Source organism: Saccharopolyspora montiporae (assembly GCF_015209505.1).
Taxonomy (GTDB): domain Bacteria; phylum Actinomycetota; class Actinomycetes; order Mycobacteriales; family Pseudonocardiaceae; genus Saccharopolyspora; species Saccharopolyspora montiporae.
Genome location: NZ_JADEYC010000019.1, coordinates 20135 through 40293 on the forward strand (window position 1 = coordinate 20135; position 20159 = coordinate 40293).

Here is a 20159-nt window from a genome sequence, read left to right on the forward strand (position 1 = left end):
CACTTCAGGAGGTAACGATGACCGCAACCATCACAACCGGTGCCAACCGGACCAAGCCCGCGTACCGGCTGTTCCCGGTCGACGTCAGCCGCGTGCGGCCGCTCGGGCCGAGTTTCGTGCGGATCACGTTCACCGGGGAATGCCTGCGCTCGTTCGGATCCGCCGGCGACGACCAGCGGATCAAAATCGTGCTGCCCCAACCCGGCCGCACGATCTCCGACTTCCCCGACGGACCGGACTGGTACTCCTCGTGGCTCGGCCTGCCCGAACGCATCCGGCCCGTGCTGCGCACCTACACCGTGCGCACCCACCGACCCGAATCGGCGGAGCTGGACATCGACTTCGTCCTGCACGGCATCGACTCCGGCCACGGCGGACCCGCCACGCACTGGGCCGCGAACACCGTCCCCGGCGACCGGATCGGACTGCTCGGGCCCGACCGCCCCGGCGGCGGACGGATGTGGGGCTGCGAATGGGCCCCACCGGAAACCGCGGACCAACTCGTGCTGGCCGGCGACGAAACCGCGGTGCCCGCCGTGGCCGCCATCCTGGAAGCGCTCCCGGACACCGCCCGCGGCATCGCCTGCCTGGAAGTCCCCGAACCCCGCGACCGCCAGGACTGGAACTGCCCACCCGGCGTGGACGTGCGGTGGTTCTTCCGGCACAACCACGGCACCGAGCACGGCGCGCTGCTGGAAACCGCCCTGCTGGAAGCCGTCGCCGAGCTGCAACCGCACCGCAGCACCGGCACCCAGCTCGACGACGTCGACGTGGACACCGGTGCGCTCTGGGAAGTCCCGGAACGCACCGCGACCGGCCGGGTCTACGGCTGGCTGGCCGGCGAAGCCGGAACGATCAAGCGGTTGCGCCGCATCCTGGTCACCGACCGGGGATTGCCCCGGGAATCGGTGGCGTTCATGGGCTACTGGCGCCACGGGCGCAGCTGAACTCGACCAGTGACCCGGCGCAGCAGCACGCCTAGCATCGACAGGTGTGCGCTCGACGCCGGCACGTGTGACGGACCGGATGTGCACGACCTGCGGAGGTGGTCGGCGGACATGGCGCAAGATCGCGTACCCGAGGAGTTCATCAGGCTCGCGGACCCGTACCGCAAGGAGCTGCTCGCGCACTGCTACCGGATGACCGGCTCTCTGCACGAGGCCGAAGACCTCGTGCAGGAGACCTACCTGCGCGCCTGGCGGGGCTACGACCGGTTCGAGGGTCGCTCCTCACTGCGCACCTGGCTACACCGGATCGCGACCAGCACCTGCCTGACCGCGCTCGACCGGCGCAGCCGCCGCCCGCTGCCCTCCGGGCTCGGCGCCGCCACCTCCTCCCCGGACGGCAGGCTGCGCGAACGCCCCGACATCGCCTGGCTGGAACCGGTCCCGGACGCACGCATCGCCGACGACCCCACCGATCCCGCCACCATCGCCGGCGGGCGGGAACGCACCCGACTGGCGTTCACCGCCGCGCTGCAGCACCTGCCCGCCCGGCAGCGAGCCGTCCTGCTGCTGCGCGACGTGCTCAAGTGCAAAGCCCCGGAAGTCGCCGACCTGCTCGGCACCACCGTCACCGCGGTCAACAGCGCCCTGCAGCGCGCCCGCGCCCAACTCGCGCGGATCGCACCGGCCGAGGACGACCCGCCCACCGCGCTGACCGAGGAGCAGCAGCACCTGCTCGACCGCTACGTCACCGCGTTCGAGGCCAAGGACGTCGGCGAACTGGTGCACCTGTTCACCCACGACGCGACCTGGGAGATGCCACCGTTCAGCACGTGGGTGCGCGGCGCCGCCGCCATCGGCGTGCTCATCGACCGCCAGTGCCCGGCCGGACCCGGCGAGATGCACCTGGTCCCGACCCGGGCCAACGGCCAGATCGCCTTCGCGGTGTACCGGCGCAGCGCCGACGGCGTGTTCCGCCCGTTCCAACTGCAGGTACTGGCGCTGGCCGGCAGCGGTGTGCAGCACACCGCCGCCTTCTTCGACACCACGCTGTTCGCGCTGTTCGGCCTGCCCAGCACCGCGGAACCGACCGCCGCCCCCGCCCACTGAACCCGGGCCGGCCGGTCACCCCCCGCCGTCGCGCCAGACCGCCCGATAGCGCTCAGCGGCGGCCGCATCCCGCCGCCGGCGCACCGCCGAACCGTGCCCGGGACCGAACCCGTACCGCACCAACCGTGCGTCCACGCTGTCCACCGCGTTGGTCAGCACCACCCGACCGACCACCAGCACACCAAGCAGCAGCGACCCGGCCGCGATCGGCCACGCACCACCGAACACCCCCAGCGCCAGGAACAGCACCGCACCCAGCGGAGCGATCTGCAGCAGCCCGCGGACCAGCACCCGCAACACCCACGTGCGGCACGTCGCATCGTGCAGCACCCAGTCGCGGTAGCGCTGCGGCAGCATGCCCCCGAACTGGTAGTACACCCAGAGGACGGGGTTCGGTCGAGGACGCGACATCCGCCGCAGTCTAGGGACTGCCCGTCAGCGGGGGTAATCCCCGCCCTCGGGGCACTCCCCCGCACAGCCCCGCGAACCCGCTCGGCCGTCCGGTGGCCGCGGCCCGCGAGGTCTTCCTCCACGCAGCCGCCCGTGAAAGGATCCGGACCGCATTTCCGTTTCGCGCGGATACCACGCGGGGAGGCTGCGACGATGTTCGACGTCGACCAGGTCCGACTTGCCGGATCCGAACACCGGCTTCCGCGCATGCTCCCGGTGCGCCAGCGCTTCGCCGCCGGATCGGTGCCCGACGTCCAAACCGCTCTCGCCGACCAGGTCGCCGCGCACGACCGCGCGAACCCGTTGAGCGGCAAGCGAATCGCCGTCGCCGTCGGCAGCCGCGGCGTGGCCCGCATCGACGAGGTCACCGCCGAACTCGTGGCCGCACTCGTCGCCCGCGGCGCGAAACCCTTCGTCGTCCCGGCGATGGGCAGCCACGGCGGCGGAACCGCGGACGGCCAGCGCCAAGTGCTGGCCGACTACGGCGTCACCGAGGAATCCGTTCGCGCACCGGTGGTTTCGTCGATGGACACCGTCGTCATCGCCCACCTCCCGGACGGAACACCGGTGCACTTCGACGCCGAGGCCGCCGCGGCGGACGGCGTCGTCGTGGTCAACCGCGTCAAACCGCACACCGACTTCAAGGGCGAGCACGAAAGCGGCCTGGCCAAGATGCTGGCCATCGGCCTGGGCAAGCACGAAGGCGCCACCACGCTGCACAGCCACGGCTTCGGCGCCTTCCCGCACCTCATCCCGGCCGCAGCGCAGGCGGCGCTGGACAACGCACCGGTGGAGTTCGGCGTGGCGGTCGTGGAAAACGCCTACGAGGACATCGCCGAACTGGAACTCGTTCCCGCGCAAGGAATGCTGGAACGCGAAGCCGAACTCCTGGTGCGCGCCAAGCAGCTGCTGCCCCGCTTGCTGTTCCCCCGGATCGACGTGCTCGTGGTCGACGAGATCGGCAAGGACATCAGCGGCGCGGGCATGGATCCGAACATCACCGGGCGCGCCCCCGTCACCGGCGACGGTTTCGCCGATGTGGCGATCTCGCAGATCGTGGTCCTGGGGCTGACCGAGCGCACGCACGGCAACGCGTGCGGCCTCGGCATCGCCGACGTGACCACGCAGCGCTGCCTGGACGGCATCGACTTCGGTTCGTTCTACACGAATTCGCTCACCTCCGGCGTCGCGGTCAGCGCGAAGATCCCGATGGCCCTGGCCGATGACCGGCAAGCCATCATCGCCGCCCTGCACATGGCCCGCGGCACCGGTCGAGCACCGCGGGTGGTCCGGATGCGCAACACGTTGTCGCTGATCGAGCTGGAGGTCTCCGAGGCGCTGGCCGACGAGGTCGCCGATCATCCCGACCTCAGCGCAACCGGCCCCCCGGTGCACTGGGACTTCGACGCCGCGACCGGTCGGCTGCTCCCGGCGGCTGCCGGCTGAACCGCTCGCGCAGCGAAATCGAGTCGCTGTTCGACGGGTTGGAGCGCGTCGACCGCGCACCCGAGCGCAGCGAGGTCTGGCCCGGTGTCGCCCGCGAGCCTCTTCCTCGCTGATCAGTACCGTGCCGAACCCGACCGGCACGTCCTTCTGCGCGTTGATTTCGATCTGCTCTGAAACGACAGCGCATTTTAATGATTGGTCCGGTGGTCGCTGGTCGAGCCGCCGCCTAGCATCGGAAGCGTGCGCGCAGCCGGTGTGATCTTCGATCTGGACGGCGTCCTCGCCGACTCCGAGCAGCTCTGGGACCGGCTCCGACGGGAAGTCGTCGCCGCCCACTCCGGCAGCTGGGGACCGGGAGCCACCGAAGCGATGATGGGCATGAGCACACCGGAGTGGTCGGCCTACCTGGTCGAACAGCTCGGCGCCCGTGCGACGCCGGAGGACATCGCCGAGCACGTCATCGAACGGATGGCCGAGCACTACACCGCCGACCCGCCGATCCTGCCGGACGCGGTGCCGACGGTGCGCACCGTCGCCGAGCGCTACCCGACGGCCATCGCCTCATCTGCTCCCCCGCGCATCATCCGCGCGTTCCTGGACACCACCGGCCTCGGCGAGCAGGTCGGCACGGCGGTCTCCAGCGAGCAGGTCGGTGCGGGCAAGCCTGCGCCCGACGTCTACCTGGAGGCGGCGGCCGGGCTCGGTGCCGATCCCGCCCGGTGCGCCGCGGTCGAGGATTCCGCCAGCGGACTGCGTGCTGCCGCAGCGGCCGGGATGACCGTGTTCGCCGTGCCGAATCCGCACTTCCCGCCACCGGAGGAGGCGCTGGCGCTCACCCACCGCGTCCTCCGAGGGATCGCCCGGCTCCCCGACGCGCTGGCCGATCTCGCCGAGGAGCCGTGAGGCGCATCCGTGCCGGTGAAGGGCTGCACGCACCGCCCCGACACGACCTAGAATCGGGGTCTTCGGCCGCGATCCGAGCCCGCGCATCCGCGAAGGAGGGGGAACGCCGAGATGCAGCCCGCACTGGAAACGTCCCGATTGGTCATCCGGGACTGGACGGATTCCGATGCCGACGTGCGGGCCGCCTTCACCCTGTACGGCCGCCAGGAGGTCACGCAGTGGCTGACCCCGGCGATCACCCACGTCACCGACCTCGCAGAGATGCGCGAGGTCCTGCGGCGGTGGCTGGACGAGCAGGCGTCCGACCTGCCGCCCACCGGCCATTGGGCGATGCAGCGCCGCGAGGACGGCGCGATCGTCGGCGGCCTGGTGCTGCGGATGCTGCCACCCTACGACCACGACGTGGAGCTGACCTGGCAACTCCGACCGGAGGCATGGGGCCACGGGTACGCCACCGAGGGAGCGCGGGCGCTGCTGGCGTGGGCGTTCGGCTACGAGATCGACGAGGTCTTCGCACTGGCCATGCCCGCGAACACCCGGGCGATCGCGACCGCGGGGCGCATCGGCATGGAGTGGGTCGGTGAGACGTCGAAGTACTACGGCACCTCGCTGCAGGTGTACCGGATCCGTCCCGGCGATCTGCCGGGGCTTCCCCCGCTGGATGCCACCGAAGACTGACACACCTCCGGTGGCAACCGGGTAGGGCCTAACACGCCGACCCTTCTCCGATCGCTGCACAACACATGTCCAACGTGGACAGACGTCCGAAACTCCGCCCTGCCGGGGAACGTCCGCAGTGCGATGCTTGCCCGAGCAGGGCGTGAGCAGCGCGGGACGCAGCCGCCGGAGGCATCGTGGTACGTGGAGAGAGCAGCAGGGATCGCGGTCGCAACCGCCCGCCGCAGCGCCGTCCGCGCACCCCTCCCGTCCGCGCCCGGCGCCCGGCGCCGCGGAAGCGACACGGGGCAAAGACCGCCCTCGCCGTGCTGTCCGCCGCCACCCTGCTGGTGACCGGCTACGGTTGGTCGAACTACCGCGATCTGCAGCAGGGCATGGCCACGAGCAAGGTCACCGAGCACGCGACCTCCGACGGGGCCACGGACATCCTGCTGGTGGGCGCCGACAGCCGCACCGACGCGCACGGGAATCCGCTGCCCGATGACGTGCTCGCCGAGCTCAACACTTCGGCCAACGAGGCGACGCTGACCGACAGCATCATCCTGCTGCACATCCCGGACGACGGGTCGAGCGCCGTGGGCTTCTCCTTCCCCCGGGACACCTTCGTCGACATCCCGGGGCACGGCCAGCACAAGATCAATTCCGCGTTCAGCCGCGGCAAGGACTCCGCGACCGCAGCGACCGACGGCTCGGGCACCGCGGATCCGGCGGAACTGGAGCGGCGCGGCGCCGACGCGGGCCGGCAGACTCTGCTCAGCACGGTCGAGGAGTTGACCGGTGTGTCGGTCGACCACTACGCCGAGGTCAACCTGCTCGGGTTCTCCCGGATCACCGAATCCGTCGGCGGAGTCCCGGTCTGCCTGAACCAGCCCGTTTCCGACGAGCTTTCCGGCGCCGACTTCAGCGCGGGAGAGCAGACCGTCTCCGGTGGCGAGGCGCTGGCGTTCGTCCGCCAGCGGCACGGCCTGCCGCGGGGCGATCTGGACCGGGTGGTGCGTCAGCAGGCGTTCCTGGCCGGGCTGACCCAGAAGATGCTCTCCGGCGGCGTGCTGGCCAACCCCGGCAAGCTCAGCGACCTGATCGGTTCGCTGCAGCAGTCGATCGTGCTCGACGACGGGTGGGACGTGTTCTCCTTCGCCCAGCGGCTGCGCGGTCTTGCCGGCGGCGCGGTCCGGTTCTCCACCATCCCGATCGAGGATCCCGCCTATCCCACCCCGGACGGCGAAGCGGTGAAGGTGGACACCGACGAGGTTCGCGATGCGGTGAACCAGGCCATCGAGGGGCCCGCACCGCAGGCGACGTCCGGCGGGGACCTGGCCGTCGACGTGCTCAACACGACCGAGCGCAGCGGGCTCGCGCAGCGCGTCGGGACGCGGATCGAGGACGAGGGGCTGGCACTGGGCGAGACCGGCAATGCCCCCGCCCGCGATACCTCGGTGGTGCGGCACGCCCCGGGTTCCGACGAGCAGGCCGCCCGCGTGGCCGCGATGTTCGGCGACCTCGACGTGGAGGAAGGCGCCGGGGTCCCGCCCGGTCACGTCCAGGTGCTGCTCGGCGCGGACTTCCGCGAGCACCCCGCCCCGCGGATGGCACCGCCGAGCAAGGTCCAGCTCGACGGCGGCGGTGAATCCGGCCAGGAGCCCGCCACGATCACCGCCGACGACGTGCCCTGCGTGAACTGACCGCCGCCCGCCGCGGACGGCCTCGTCCGCGATCGCGCCCGCAGCGCCGATCCGGGCTAATCTGCGAGTGCGCGAACCGAGAGCGGAAGGAATCCCCTCGTGACCGACCAGCCGCGAAAAGTGCTCCTGGTCAGCGCGACCATCGGTGAGGGGCACAACGCGACCGCGCGCGCCGTCGAGGAGGTCGCGCACCGGCACTGGCCCGGGGTCGAGGTCGAGTGGGTCGACGCGCTGCGCGCGATGGGCGGCTGGGTCCCGCGCACGTTCAACCGGATCTACGTGCTCAACGTGGAGACCACCCCGTGGCTCTACGACTTCTTCTACGACGCGCTGTGGCGCTACCGGTGGTTCGCCGACGCGTGCCGCAGGTTCGTCGGCGCCTGGTCCGGTCGCTGCCTGCTGCCCGCGGTGCGGGCGGTCTCCCCGGACCTCGTCGTGTCGACCTACCCGCTGGGCACCGCCGGGCTCGACTGGATGCGCCGCCACGGGCTCCTGGACGTTCCACTGGCGGCGGTGGTCTCGGATTTCTCCCCGCACCCGTTCTGGGTCTACGCCGAAGCCGACCAACACCTGGTGATGAGCGAGACCAGTGCGCGCGCTCTGCGCAGCGCCGAGCCCGATGCGGTCGGCAGCGCCTGCTCACCTCCGGTGGTCACCGCGTTCCGGCCGCGGGAGCGCGGCGCCGCGCGGGCGGCGGCCGGACTGCCGGACGGCTTCACCGCCCTCATCTCATGCGGCTCGCTGGGTTTCGGTTCGGTCGAGCGGGCCGCGCGGGCCGCGCTGCGCGTCCGGGAGGTGCGCGCCGTGCTCGTGGTCTGCGGACGCAATGCCGCGCTGCGCGAGCAGCTGCGCACCCGGTTGCCGGATCCGCGGCTGGCGGCGCTGGGCTGGGTCGAGGACATGCCCGGTTTGATGGCCTGCTCCGACGTGGTGATCAGCAACGCGGGCGGTGCCACCGCGCTCGAAGCGCTGGCCTGCGGCCGGGCCGCGGTCACGTTCGAACCGATCGCCGGGCACGGCCGGGCCAACGCCGAGCTGATGGCCGAGGCCGAGCTGGCCGACCTGTGCCCGCGGGAGCAGGACCTCACCGCGCTGCTGCAGCAGTTGGCCACGGATCCGGACGCCCTGGCCGAACGGGAACAGCGCGCGCACAAGCACCGGCAGCGGGCCGATTTCGACGAGCAGGTCGCCGCGATGCCCGCGCTCCCACGGCACAGCGGTCGGCGTCCGCTGCGCCCGCAGGACGCGTTCTTCGTGCACGCGGGCACACCGCACGTCCCGCAGCAGACCGGTGCCGTGCTGCACCTGGGCGGCGATGTGCCCGCGCACGAACGCGCCGAGCACATCGCCGCCCGTATCACCGAGCACGCCGCCGGTCTCGGGCTGCTCACCCGCCGCCTGGTGCTGCGCCCGGGACGGCGTCCGCAGTGGGCCCACGTGCCGCGCATCGATCCCGCCGAACACCTGCGCTGCCGCGAGGTCGACGATCCGGAGCGGGCCGCTGCGGTGCTGGCGGACTTCTTCACCGAGCCGGTACGCACCGACCGCCCACCATGGGAATTGCTGGTGCTGCGCGAATCGGCCGACGGGCGCACCCGGCTGCTGGCGAAGATGCACCACGCGCTCGGCGACGGCGTGGCGGTCACCAGTGCCCTGCTCAGACTGCTCTGCGACGGCCCGCACCCGCCGGAACTCCGGCCCGCGGCCGAGACCCGGTCCGCGCGCGAGCGAGTGCGCGGTCTCGTGTCCGGACTGCTCAGCCTCGCCGCGGCAGGTCCGGCACCCCCGGTGCCCACCAGCGGGCGCAGCAGCGCGGCGCGTTCGTTCGGATTCGCCGAGCTGCCCGCCGACCGGGTGCGCAGCGCCGCCCGCGCGCATGGCGTGTCCAGCAGCGTGCTGCTGGTGGGCTGCGTCGCCGAGGCCCTGCACCGGATGACCGGGTCGGCCACCCCCGACGACCTGTTCCGGGTCATGGTGCCGCGGACCGCGCGCACCGGCCGGAACGGCCCGGGCCCGGATGCACCGGGCAACTACACGGCCTCGATGTCCGTGGACCTGCCGGTGGGGCCGATGCGGGTGGCCGACCGGCTCGCGGCGGTCGACAGCGCGCTGGACGCACCGGAGCGGGCGGGCCAACCGGTGGCGTCGGCCGCGGTGCTGTCCCTGCTCGGGCGGCTACCGGCTCCGCTGCACGCCGCCGTGGTGCGCCGGATCTACCACCGCCGGTTCTTCAGCGCCGTGGTGTCCGTGCTTCCCGGCCGCCGGCGCGGCGCCGACATCGACGGGCACCACCTGGAAGCGGTGTCGCCGGTCCTGTCGCTGGCCGACGGGACCGGTGTCGCGGTGGGCGCGGTGAACTGGGGCAGCCGGGTGGGTTTCGGCGTCACCACCGACCCCGAGCTCGCGCCACGCGCCGACTCGCTGGCGGGGGCGCTGCGCGAAGCGTTCGCCGAGCTGGACGAGGACGGGCGCGGGTGAACGGGGACGCACCGGTCCTGTGGATCGCCGTACCGACCGCCGTGGCCGGCGCGGCCAGTTTCGGGCTGGCCAGCGCCGTGCAGCACCGGGTGACCAAGGAGGTGACCGAGCACCGGATGCTGCGCCCCGGCTTCCTGTTCGGACTCATCCGCAAACCGGTCTGGCTGCTGAGCATCGTGACGGTGGTCGTCGGCCTGTCGCTGCAGGTGGTGGCCCTCGCGTTCGGTCCGCTCGTGCTGGTCCAGCCGCTGCTGGTGACCTCGGTGCTGTTCGGCGCCGCGTTCGCCGCCTGGATGGCCCACCGCAAGCTCGACCTGGTGCTGGCCGCCGGGGGGTTCGCGTGCGTCGGGGGCCTGTCGGCGTTCCTGGTGCTGGCCCGCCCGGAAGGCGAGGGAGGCGGATTCACCGGGGCCCCGGTCGCCCCGCTGGCGATCGTGCTGGGGGTGATCGTGGTCGGTGCGGTGCTGGCCGCGCGGCGATTCCGCGGCGAGATCGGCGCGATCAGCCTCGCCGCGGCGACCGGCGTGCTGTACGGGATCACCGCGGGTCTGATGAAGGTCGTGGCCGACCAGGTGCGCGCCTCGGGCGTGGCCGAACCGTTCGGGCACTGGACGCTCTACGTGGTGTGCGTGATCGGTCCGGTGGGGTTCTTGTTGAGCCAGCAGACCTTCCAGCGCGGCAAGCTGATCTCCCCGGCGCTGGCCGTGATCACCACCATCGACCCGCTGGTGTCCGCGGCCATCGGGGTGAGCTGGTTCGGCGAGCGGCTCGACCTCTCCCCCGCCATCCTGGCCGGTGAGATCGTCGCGCTGCTGGTGCTGATCGCCGGGGTGGCGGTGCTGACGCACCGCAGCGAGCAGCTGCGCAGGCACCTGGACCGCAGGCACCGCAGCGCCGGTTCGACGGGGCTCACGTGGGGCTGAACCTGCGCGGCGCCGATGCCGTGGTCACCGGCGCGTCGTCCGGTATCGGTGCGGCCGTGGCGCACCGGCTCGCGGCCCGCGGCTGCCGGGTGGTGCTGGTGGGCCGCGACCGGCAGCGCCTGCAGCGCGCCGCGGACGGCTGCGCGGGGGCACCGCTGTGCGCGGACGTGACCGAGGACACCGGGTTTCGGGCGGTGGCCGCGGCCGCGAGCCGCGCCGATGTGCTGGTGCACTGCGCCGGTGCCGGTTTCGCGGGTGATTTCGCGGCGATGCCGCCGGACCGCGTCGCCGCGCTCACCGAGCTCGACCTGACCGCACCGCTGCGGCTCACCCGGGCGGCACTGCCCGGCATGCTGCAGCGCGGACGCGGGCACCTGGTGTTCATCTCCTCGGTGGCCGCGCTCGGGGTGCCGGACGAGGAGGTGTACTCGGCGGCGAAAGCCGGTTTGCGCACGTTCGCGGCCGCGGTGGACCGGCGGTGCGCGCGGGGAGGCGTATCGGTGACCACGGTGCTGCCGGGTGCCGTGCGGACCCCGTTCTTCGCCGGTCGCGGACGTGCCTACGACCGGCGCTTCCCCAGGATGGTGGAGCCGGAGGCGGTAGCGACCGCTGCGGTGCGCGCGGTCGAGCGGGGGCGGCGCGAGGTGTTCGTCCCCCGCTGGCTGGTGGTCGCCGATCGGGTGCGCGGCGCCGCGCCGCGGCTGTACCAGTGGCTGGCGGGCGAGTTCGGCTGACCGGCCGCGCCCGCGGTGTCAGCCCGCCGCGGCGGCGGGCTGCGCGCCGAAGCGCACCGTGATCCCCTCCCCGCGCAGCGCGCGGCGCAGCCACCACAGCGACGCGCCGGCGGCCGCGGCCACGAGGCTGAACGAACCGATCGTGCTGACCAGCATGAAGTCGCCGAGTGTGGCCGCGGCCAACGCCCAGAGCGTGCCGATGCCGTTGACGGCGAACACCACGGCCCACAGCAGCGACACGCGACGGAAGAACCGGCGCACACCGGCATTCCCGGTCAATTCGGGCGGCAGCACGCAGAAGTCGTCGGCGAGCTTGGCCAGGAACGTCCGTTCGAACGGCACGGTGGCCAGCAGCGCCGCGGCGATCAGGAAGTTCTTCAGACTCGGTTCGAGGAAGTAGACGAACGTGCTTCCGGTGGCGAACCCCGCCACCGTGCGCACCACCAGCATGCCGGCGGTGAGCCACAACACCGCGGGAACGCGGTAGCGCAGCACCACCCGCACCGCCAGCGCCGCGACCGTCCAGCCCAGCGCGGCGAGCAGCCCACCGGTGAAATCGGTGAGCTCGAACAGGACGTAGAACAGCAGCAGCGGAGCCAGAACGGTCTCCACCAGGCTCTTCGTCGCATGCCACAGCTGAGTACCCAGGCCGTGCAAGTGGACGGTCAGGTGGTGGTCGTGCATGTCTCCTCGCGGTCCGGCGGTCGCGGACCAGTCGGGGGCATCGGCGAGTCGGAGTGCCCGGTGGTGCGGACAGCCCGGCCGGGTCACCCCCGGACCGCGCGGATCGACTCTCGCAGCGAGCCCATCGTGGCCAGCACGGCCGTGGGCTCGTATCCACAGTGTGCCATGCAGTTGGCGCACCGGGAGTCGCGTCCGCGTCCGTAGGCCGACCAGTCGGTGTCCTCCAGCAACTCCCGGTAGGTGGCCGCGTACCCGTCGTTCATCAGGTAGCAGGGCCGCTGCCACCCGTACAGCGAGTAGGACGGGATCGCCCACGCCGTGCACGCGAAATCGGTCTTGCCTTCCAGGAAGTCCAGGAACAGCGGTGAGTGGTTGAACCGCCACTTCTTGCGGCGCCCGTCGGCGAAGACCTTCGCGAACAGCTCCCGCGTCTCGGCCACGCCCAGGAAGTGGTCCTGATCCGGCGCCTTGTCGTAGGCGTAGGCGGGCGAGAGCATCATCTGGTCGACTTCGAGGTCGTTGTTGAGGAAGTCGAGGACCTCGATCACCGAGGCCGGTGTGTCGGACGTGAAGAACGTGCTGTTCGTGGTGACCCGGAATCCGCGCCGCTGCACGTCTTTGATGTTGTCCACGGCCTGGGCGAACACGCCTTCCTGGCACACCGAGGCGTCGTGCCGCTCTTCGAGCCCGTCGATGTGCACGGCCCAGGAGAAGTACGGCGACGGCGTAAACTTCTCGATCTTGCGCGGCAGCAGCAGCGCGTTGGTGCACAGGTAGACGAACTTCTTGCGCTTGACCAGCTCCTCGACCATCACCTCGATCTCGGGGTGCATGAGCGGTTCGCCGCCCGCGATGGACACGACCGGGGCTCCGCACTCCTCGACCGCGGCCACGGCCTGTTCCACGGGCATCCGCTGCTTGAGGACGTTCGCCGGGTGCTGGATCTTGCCGCACCCCGCGCAGGCCAGATTGCAGGCGAACAGCGGTTCGAGTTCCAGGGTTAGCGCGAATTTGTCGCGGCGGAGCAGTTTCTGCTTGACCAGGTGCGCACCGACCCGGACCGCCTGGCGCACGGGGATTCCCACGGATGCCTCCTACGACGTCGTTTCCACCGCGCCGCGGTACGGCTCGCCCTCCACCGGGCCGAGACCGCGCAGCGCGTCGGTGAACCGCGCGGCCGTCGCCGCATCGGCGGCCACGACCGACAGTTCCCGCACTCCCGCCAACCAGCTCAGCGCGACATCGCCCACCTCGCAGACCGGCTGGCCTGAGCCGTCACCGAACCGGGTGGTCAGGACCAGCTCCGGATGCCCCGCCGGGTCGACCAGCCTGCGCGGTCCGGTCGCCTGGTGCCACCGCACGACCGCCGGGGCGAGAGCCCGCAGCCGGCGCAGCGCGGCCATTCCGCGACCCGGTGTGCCCGGAGCCGCCAGCGGCTGCCGCGCGGTGTCGACGACAACCCGCACCACCCCGAGCGGCCGTTCCCGCGCCGCTCGCGCCAGCACCGCGGACTCCAGGTCGACCGCCAGCGCACCTCCGGAGGCGAGCTCGCGCCTGCGCGAACCGTGCACGATGCGGTGCGCCGTGGCGATCGGCCCGCAGCGCACCCGGGCGCGACCGTGCGGCTCGGCCGCGGCCAGGACCCGGCGGATCTCGCCGGCCAGCAGTGGCGCGGACGGGCAGCTCAGCACGCCGCCGGGCGCGCGCAGCTCGTCGGCGACGATCACATCCCCGCTGCGCACCGAGTCGTCCAGGCCTCCCGCGACCCCGGCCACCACCAGCGCACCGAAATCGCGGCGCCGCAGGGACCGCACCGCCGCCCCGGCCCTGGTCGGCCCGCAGCCGGTGCGCAGCACGAGGTGGTGCGGCAGCGCTCCGCGAAGCGCGCGGGCTTCCGGCCTGAGCGGGGCGCACACGAGCAGCGGACGGCAGGAGGTCACGCCGCCACGGCTTCCGACGCGGTCATCCCACCGCAGCCCGGTACCGGCCCAGCGCGGTCAGCGGGAAGACGATCCGGTAGAGGTGGTAGTTGATGTAGAAGTCACCGGGGAACCCGGTGCCGGTGAACTGCGGTTCATCCCATCCGCCGTCGGAGCGCTGGGTACGCACCAGGAAGTCCACTCCCCGGCGCACCGCCTCGGTGTCCTGGCGCTGCACCGCCAGCAGCGCCAGCAGCGCCCAGGCGGTCTGCGAGGCGGTGGAGTCCCCCGCGCCGATCCAGTCCGGGTCGTCGTAGGAGCGCAGGTCCTCTCCCCAACCGCCGTCGTCGTTCTGGTGCCGTTCGAGCCACTGCACGGCGCGGCGCAGCGCGCGGTTGTCCCGCGAGACCCCGGACCGGACCAGGGCGGGCACGGCGGCTCCGGTGCCGTACAGGTGATTGGCGCCCCACCTGCCGAACCAGGACCCGTCCTCCTCCTGGTTGGCCAACAGCCACTTCACGCCGCGGCGCAGGACCTGGTCGTCGCGGTTCTCCAGCGCGGCCAGCGCTTCCACCACATGTGCGGTGACGTCCGCCGACGGCGGGTCGATCACCTCGCCGAAGTCGCAGAACGGCAGTCTGCGCACGAGTTCCCGGGTGTTGTCGGCGTCGAACGCCGCCCACCCGCCGTCCTGGGATGCCATGCCGCGCAGCCAGCGGCGACCGCGCTCGACGGCACCGCGCACCGCCGCGGTGTCCGGGTGGCGCACCCGGTTCAGCGCCAGCACCACTTCTGCGGTGTCGTCGATGTCCGGGTAGCCGTCGTTGTCGAACTCGAAGGCCCATCCGCCGCCCGCGGGCAGGTCGGGCCTGCGCACCGCCCAGTCGCCGCGCACCCGGATCTCCTCGGCGAGCAGGAAGTCGGTCGCGCGGCGCAGGGCCGGGTCATCGGGCGCGAGGTCGGCGTCCAGCAGCGCGATGGAGGCCAGCACCGTGTCCCAGACCGGCGACTGGCACGCTTCCAGCCTGCGCACCACCCCGCCCGGGGTGTGCTCGCGGATGAGGAACCGCTCCAGCCCGTCGAGGCCCTGCTTCAGCACCGGGTGGTCCATCGGGTAGCCGAGCAGGTGCAGGGCCAATAGCGAGTACACCCACGGCGGCTGGATCCCGCCCCAGGAGCCGTCGGCCTCCTGGCGCGCCACGATCCACTCGGCGGCGCGGCGCATCGCGTGCTCGCGCACTGGTCCGACCGGGTGGCGCTGGTAGCGGTGCAGAACGCGGTCGAGCGCGGTGAACCCGTACTCCCACGTCCATTGCGGACGTGGTTTCGCCGGGTGCCGCCCGCTGCGCAGCTCGCGCACGCTGATCCCGAGATCCCGGTTCGGCCGCAGGGTGCACACCACGGTCAGCGGGACGATGGTCTGCCGCGCCCAGCATCCCCAGTCCGCGGTGTTCAGCGGGAACCATTTCGGCAGCAGGACCACTTCCGGCGGCATGGCGGGAAGTTCGTCCCAGGACCACTCGCCGAACATCGCCAGCCAGATCCGGGTGAACACGCGGGTGGACTCCAGGCCGCCGTGGGCGAGGACCCATTCTCTGGCCGCGGCCATGTGCGGATCGTCCGGGTCGTCGCCGGCGAGCTTGAGCGCCGTGTACGCCTCGGCGGTGGTGGACAGGTCGCCGGGGCCGCCGTAGAACGTGGCCCAGGTCCCGTCCGCGCGCTGCTGTGCGCGGATCCAGCGCGCGGCCTGCTCGGTCTCGGCGGCGGTGCGGATGCCGAGGAACTGCCGCAGCAGCAGGTCTTCGACGTCCATGGTCACGTTCGTTTCGAGCTCGCCCTTCCAGTACCCGTCCGGGTGCTGCAGCGACAGCAGGTGGTCACGAGCCGCGGTGAGCGCGGTGCGCGAGTCCGACTCGTCGAGCGCCGGCGCGGACTCCTGCAGCTGGTCGGTCAATGTGTCCTCCGTATGATGAACTCGGCCAGTTCGGTCAACGACTGCGTCGTGTCCCCGCCCCCGCGGGGCAGGTACTCCAGAGCGGAGCCGAGCCTGCGATCGCACTCGGTGCGGGCCCACTCGGCCGAACCGGCCTCCTCGACGAGTGCGGCCGCCTGCTGCACCTGCGCTTCGGTGAGCGGCTCGGGCTGGTCGTAGAGCGCTCGCAGCCGACCGGCCGCCGGTGCCGGCGAGCTCAGCGCGTGCACGACCGGGGCGGACTTCTTGCGGGCGCGCAGGTCGGACAGCACGGGTTTTCCGGTGACCTCGGGGTCGCCCCAGAGCCCGAGCAGGTCGTCGACGAGTTGGAAGGCCATGCCGAGTTCGGTGCCGAACGCGTGCAGGCGCACCACGGTCTCGGTGGGGGCGCCGACCAGCAGCGCGCCGATGGAGGAAGCGCTGCCCAGCAGGATGGCGGTCTTGTCGTGCGCCATCTGCAGGCAGTCGTCGAGCCCGATCTCGCGCCGGTGCTCGAAATCGAGGTCGGCCGCCTGCCCGGCGATCAGCGTCCGGGTGGCCGCGGCGAGAGCGCGGGCGGCCGCAGCGGCGTTCGGCGATCCGGATTCCAGCAGCACTTCACCTGACAGGGCCAGCAGGGCGTCGCCGGCGAGCAGCGCACCAGGCCTGCCGAACACGGTCCAGGCCGTGGGCCGGTGCCTGCGCGCGGTGTCCCCGTCCATCACGTCGTCGTGCAGCAGTGAGAAGTTGTGCACGAGTTCGACCGCGGCGGCCGCCGGTACGGCCTGTTCGACGTCGGCCTCGGCGCAGCCCGCCGACAGCAGCACCATCGCGGGCCGCAGCGCCTTGCCTCCCCCGCGGCCGGGTGAACCGTCGGCATTGCGCCAGCCGAAGTGGTACTCGCAGATCCGCTGGGTCGCCGGGTCGAGCCTGCCGACTGCCTTGCGCAGCAGCGGGTCCACCGAGACGCGCGCCGTGTGCAGCACCGGTGGCAGAGCGGTCGTCATGCGGTCACCTCCAGACCGTGTCGCGCCCGGTGGTGCTGGTCCACCGCTTCGGCCGCGGCCGAACCGCTGCGCACCGCACCTTCGGTGGTGTCCGGCCAGCCGGTCGCCGTCCACGCGCCGGCCAGCACCAATCCGGGGACCGCGGTGCGCGCCCGCGGGCGCAGCGCCGCACTGCCGGGCACCTGGGCGAAGGTGGCGCGCGGTTCGCGGGAGACGAAGAAATCGAGCACGCGCGCGTCCCGGGCCCGCGGGAACAGCCGCTGCAGGGCCGGGACGAACACCGCGCGCAGGTCGGCGGTACGCCGCTGGAGGAGCTCGTGCGCGGCGGACTGGGACAGCGCCAGGTACTGCCCGGTGCCCAGCCCGGCCGACCGGGTCCGGTCGAACACCCACTGCACCGGGGAGTCGACGGCGGCGGCCATCTCCAGTCCGGTCACCTGGCGGTCGTAGACCACGTGCACGTTCACGATCGGCGAGGCGGACAACCGGTCCCACCGGTCGGCTTCGGGCAGCGTCGGCCGGAGCAGCTGGGCGGCTGCGGTGTGCGGGGTCGCGACGACCACGCTGTCGGCGTCCAGGCTGCCGTTGCCGGACGTGCCGTCCACGGCGAGGTCGAACCCGCCGGTGCTGCGCGGCGCCAGAGCCCGCACCTTGCTGCGCAGGTGTACCCGCACCCCGGCGTCCAGCAGCGCGTCGTGCGCGGCGACCCCGTGCAGCCGAGCGAGCGGTACGCGCGGCACACCGACGTCCATGCTGCGCGTGGCGTCCAGCACTCCGGTGCGGAACACCTTGGCCGCCAACGCCATCGAGCTCTCGTCCGGATCGGCGTTGAGCGCTGCCAGCGCCAGCAGCCCCCACAGCGCGGAGATGCCGCGGGGCGTTTCGCCCTGGCGCCGCAACCACTCCCCGAAACTGATCTTGTCCAGCACGGGGTCGGCGGGGTCCAGGCCGCGCAGCGCCAGAGCGGTGCGCGCCACCCGCGCCCGCTCGCCGAGGCTCAGCAGCCGGTATCCCAGGAGCGCGGGGGCCAGATGTGCCGGCGCGGGAAGCGCGCCCCGGCGCAGCACCGACGGCCGCCTACCCGGGGTGAGCACCGGCACGTGGAACCGGCGCTGCAGACCGGCGAAGCGGGCCACGCCGAACCGCTGCAGCAGACCGATGTAGGACGAGTAGCAGCGCAGGAACACGTGCTGCCCGGTGTCGACGAGCAGCTCCCCGCGCTGGAACGAGTAGGTCGCTCCACCCAACCGCGGGCGACCTTCGAACAGGTCGACCTCGAATCCCTTGTCCGCGCACTCGATGGCTGCCGTCGCCCCGGCCAATCCGCCGCCGATCACGGCGATCCTGCCGCGGCTCACGGCCGTGCTCCGGCCAGCGAACCCGCGACCACCGCGGCCTTGCTCCGAGCCGGCAACGAAACCCGTTCGCGGAGAACGATGTCCGGATCCGCAGCGATCCTGCGCAGCAGCCGGTGGTAGATCCCGGCCATCGAAGCGCAGCACGCCCTGCTGCGGCGGTCGAGCATGGGCAGCAGCCGCAGGCCTTCCCGGTACCACTGCTCGGCGCGCTGCGCCTGGAAACGCACCAGCGCGGCCCAGGCGTCCGCATCGGGGGCGAACTCCCCTTCGTCGCCGGACTCGATGCCGAACGAGTCGAGGTCGGCGGCGGGCAGGTACACCCGCCCCTCCGACCGGTCTTCGCGGACGTCGCGCAGGATGTTGGTCAGCTGCAGGGCGATGCCGAGCGCGTCGGCGCGCCTGCGCGCGAGGTCGGGGGCATCGCTGCCGAACACCCCCAGCGAGAGCCTGCCGACCGAGCCGGCCACGCACCGGCAGTAGTGCAGCAGCTCGGCGAAGGTCCGGTACCGCATTCCGCGGACATCGGCCTCGCAACCGTCCACGAGCTCGTCGAAAGCCCGCATGGGCACGGGCAAGCGCCGGCCGGTGTCGGCCAGGGCCACCAGGACCGGGTCCGCGGAGTCCAACGATGCGGCGTGCACGGATTCGCGGCACTGCTTGAGCCGGCGCAGCTTCTCCTCGCGGGGCAGGCCACCGTCGCCGATGTCGTCCACGCGGCGGGAGAACGCGTAGACGGCGGACAGGGCGCGGCGCTTGCCGCCGGGGAGTAGCCGGATGCCGTAGGCGAAGTTGCGCGCCTGTTCCCGGGTGATGCGTTCGCACTCGTCGTAGGCGTCCCGGACCTGGCCGGCTGTGCTCACCTGCGGCCTCCCCACGCGAAGCCGCGGAGCCATTCGGCAGCGGTCCTGGTCCTGGACGGGCGGATCTCGGCGCGCAGCGGGTCGTGCCCGGCCGCAGCCAGCGCGGCGGCGGTGGCCCGGCCGCCGGCGACGTATCCGGCGACGGCGATCCGCGCGGTTCCGGAGAGCCGCCCCACGAGCGGCGCACCGGCATCGAGCATCCGCAGCGCGCGGTCCACCTCGAACTTGACCAATCCGCGCACCCGGGTTGCCGCCGCTTGTTCGAGGAACTGCTGCTCGTCGCAGCCGAACCGCTTGAGATCGCGCATCGGGAGGTAGACCCGGCCTGCGCGGTGGTCCTCGGCGAGATCCTGGCAGTGCTCCAGGATCTGCAGCGCCGTGCAGATGCGGTCGGACAGCACCAGCAGGTCGTGTTCGGCCCGGCCGAACACGTGCAGCACGGCTTCGCCCACGGGGTTGGCCGACAGCGCGCAGTAGTCCAGCAGCTCGTCGAACGTCTGGTAACGGGTCACCACCTGGTCCTGGCGGTTGGCCTCGATCAGCTTGCCGAGCACCTCGCGGGGGATGGCGCAGTCCCGGACGGTGGGAGTCAGCGCGCGCAGCACCGGGATGCGCGCGGTGCCCTGGTAGGCGCGCTTGAGGTCGGTGTCGAGCAGGTCCAGCAGCGCGTCCCGGTTGCCGGGGGCCTCGTCGCCCGCGTAGTCGACGACCCGGAAGTAGCCGTAGAGCGAGCGCAGGTGCCTGCGCACTCCGTCGGGAAGCAGCCGCGAGGCGACCGGGAAGTTCTCCGACCGCATGCGCGCCAACACCGCCGGAATCCGCGGGAAGTCACCCGAACGAGGTGTGCCTGCGCCGGGATCTTCCGAGTCCCCGCCGGACAGCGCCGGTTCAGGCAGTGACAGGACCATCGCCCTCCTCCTATCCGACGACCAGGAGGCGCACTCCGGCATCGTAGGAGGGCCCGCGGGGCACCGCAGGTCGAGCGCGATCGCCCAGCCGTTCGAGCCCGCGGCAGCGTTCAGTCCTGTGTGG

At 72.3% G+C, this 20159-nt stretch carries 18 protein-coding genes; 9 read left to right on the plus strand and 9 right to left on the minus strand.

The annotated features are described in order from the left end of the window. The first annotated feature begins 17 nt into the window (after positions 1-17). Complete coding sequence (locus IQ251_RS12205; RefSeq protein ID WP_193928656.1) at positions 18-947, plus strand: siderophore-interacting protein; 930 nt, start codon at positions 18-20, stop codon at positions 945-947. Positions 948-1058: 111 nt separating this feature from the next. Next, positions 1059-2054: a sigma-70 family RNA polymerase sigma factor gene (locus IQ251_RS12210; RefSeq protein WP_193928657.1), complete on the plus strand. Its 996-nt coding sequence runs from the start codon at positions 1059-1061 to the stop codon at positions 2052-2054. Positions 2055-2069: 15 nt separating this feature from the next. Here IQ251_RS12210 and IQ251_RS12215 read toward each other — a convergent pair whose 3' ends face one another. Then, positions 2070-2465: a DUF5313 family protein gene (locus tag IQ251_RS12215; protein ID WP_193928658.1), complete on the minus strand. Its 396-nt coding sequence runs from the start codon at positions 2463-2465 to the stop codon at positions 2070-2072. A 192-nt stretch (positions 2466-2657) separates the two neighbouring features. On the opposite strand from IQ251_RS12215, the gene IQ251_RS12220 reads away from it, so the two are divergent. From IQ251_RS12220 to IQ251_RS12250, 7 genes are all read left to right on the plus strand, one after another. Continuing rightward, a complete protein-coding gene (locus tag IQ251_RS12220; RefSeq protein ID WP_193928659.1) occupies positions 2658-3950 on the plus strand; it encodes a nickel pincer cofactor-dependent isomerase, group 22 in 1293 nt (430 codons plus the stop codon). Between the two features lie 240 nt (positions 3951-4190). Beyond that, positions 4191-4853, plus strand: a complete 663-nt coding sequence (locus IQ251_RS12225; RefSeq protein WP_370591354.1) for an HAD family hydrolase — start codon at positions 4191-4193, stop codon at positions 4851-4853. A 111-nt stretch (positions 4854-4964) separates the two neighbouring features. Beyond that, positions 4965-5531, plus strand: a complete 567-nt coding sequence (locus IQ251_RS12230; RefSeq protein WP_193928660.1) for a GNAT family N-acetyltransferase — start codon at positions 4965-4967, stop codon at positions 5529-5531. Between the two features lie 305 nt (positions 5532-5836). Then, positions 5837-7213 (plus strand): LCP family protein, encoded by a 1377-nt coding sequence (locus tag IQ251_RS12235; protein ID WP_370591355.1) that lies wholly within the window; start codon positions 5837-5839, stop codon positions 7211-7213. A 99-nt stretch (positions 7214-7312) separates the two neighbouring features. Then, the gene (locus tag IQ251_RS12240) at positions 7313-9691 is read left to right on the plus strand and encodes a wax ester/triacylglycerol synthase domain-containing protein (protein ID WP_193928662.1); all 2379 of its coding nucleotides are present in this window, start codon (positions 7313-7315) and stop codon (positions 9689-9691) included. Then, a complete protein-coding gene (locus IQ251_RS12245) occupies positions 9688-10614 on the plus strand; it encodes a DMT family transporter (RefSeq protein ID WP_370591356.1) in 927 nt (308 codons plus the stop codon). The genes IQ251_RS12240 and IQ251_RS12245 overlap by 4 nt, the downstream gene beginning before the upstream one ends. Further along, entirely contained in the window at positions 10605-11348 is a 744-nt protein-coding gene (locus tag IQ251_RS12250) for an SDR family NAD(P)-dependent oxidoreductase (RefSeq protein ID WP_193928663.1), read from the plus strand. The genes IQ251_RS12245 and IQ251_RS12250 overlap by 10 nt, the downstream gene beginning before the upstream one ends. Before the next feature lie 18 nt (positions 11349-11366). On the opposite strand, the gene IQ251_RS12255 is transcribed toward IQ251_RS12250, so the two are convergent. The 8 genes from IQ251_RS12255 to hpnC all read right to left on the minus strand — a co-directional run bounded on the left by IQ251_RS12255 (position 11367) and on the right by hpnC (position 20035). Continuing rightward, the gene (locus tag IQ251_RS12255; protein WP_193928664.1) at positions 11367-12032 is read right to left on the minus strand and encodes a VC0807 family protein; all 666 of its coding nucleotides are present in this window, start codon (positions 12030-12032) and stop codon (positions 11367-11369) included. Between the two features lie 83 nt (positions 12033-12115). Next, positions 12116-13117 carry an adenosyl-hopene transferase HpnH gene (hpnH, locus tag IQ251_RS12260; protein WP_193928665.1) on the minus strand — a complete coding sequence of 334 codons (1002 nt, stop codon included), beginning with the start codon at positions 13115-13117 and terminating at the stop codon, positions 12116-12118. Between the two features lie 9 nt (positions 13118-13126). Beyond that, positions 13127-13972, minus strand: a complete 846-nt coding sequence (locus tag IQ251_RS12265) for a phosphorylase family protein (protein WP_193928666.1) — start codon at positions 13970-13972, stop codon at positions 13127-13129. A gap of 22 nt (positions 13973-13994) precedes the next feature. Further along, a complete protein-coding gene (gene shc / locus IQ251_RS12270) occupies positions 13995-15905 on the minus strand; it encodes a squalene--hopene cyclase (RefSeq protein ID WP_370591357.1) in 1911 nt (636 codons plus the stop codon). Continuing rightward, positions 15902-16909 carry a polyprenyl synthetase family protein gene (locus IQ251_RS12275; protein WP_193928667.1) on the minus strand — a complete coding sequence of 336 codons (1008 nt, stop codon included), beginning with the start codon at positions 16907-16909 and terminating at the stop codon, positions 15902-15904. The genes shc and IQ251_RS12275 overlap by 4 nt, the downstream gene beginning before the upstream one ends. Further along, on the minus strand, positions 16906-18267 hold the full coding sequence (gene hpnE / locus IQ251_RS19760) for a hydroxysqualene dehydroxylase HpnE (RefSeq protein WP_370591358.1): 1362 nt from the start codon (positions 18265-18267) through the stop codon (positions 16906-16908). The genes IQ251_RS12275 and hpnE overlap by 4 nt, the downstream gene beginning before the upstream one ends. Further along, positions 18264-19160: a presqualene diphosphate synthase HpnD gene (hpnD, locus tag IQ251_RS19765; RefSeq protein ID WP_370591359.1), complete on the minus strand. Its 897-nt coding sequence runs from the start codon at positions 19158-19160 to the stop codon at positions 18264-18266. The genes hpnE and hpnD overlap by 4 nt, the downstream gene beginning before the upstream one ends. Beyond that, positions 19124-20035, minus strand: a complete 912-nt coding sequence (gene hpnC / locus IQ251_RS19770; RefSeq protein ID WP_228046653.1) for a squalene synthase HpnC — start codon at positions 20033-20035, stop codon at positions 19124-19126. Before hpnC ends, hpnD begins: the two co-directional genes overlap by 37 nt. Positions 20036-20159 lie beyond the last annotated feature (124 nt).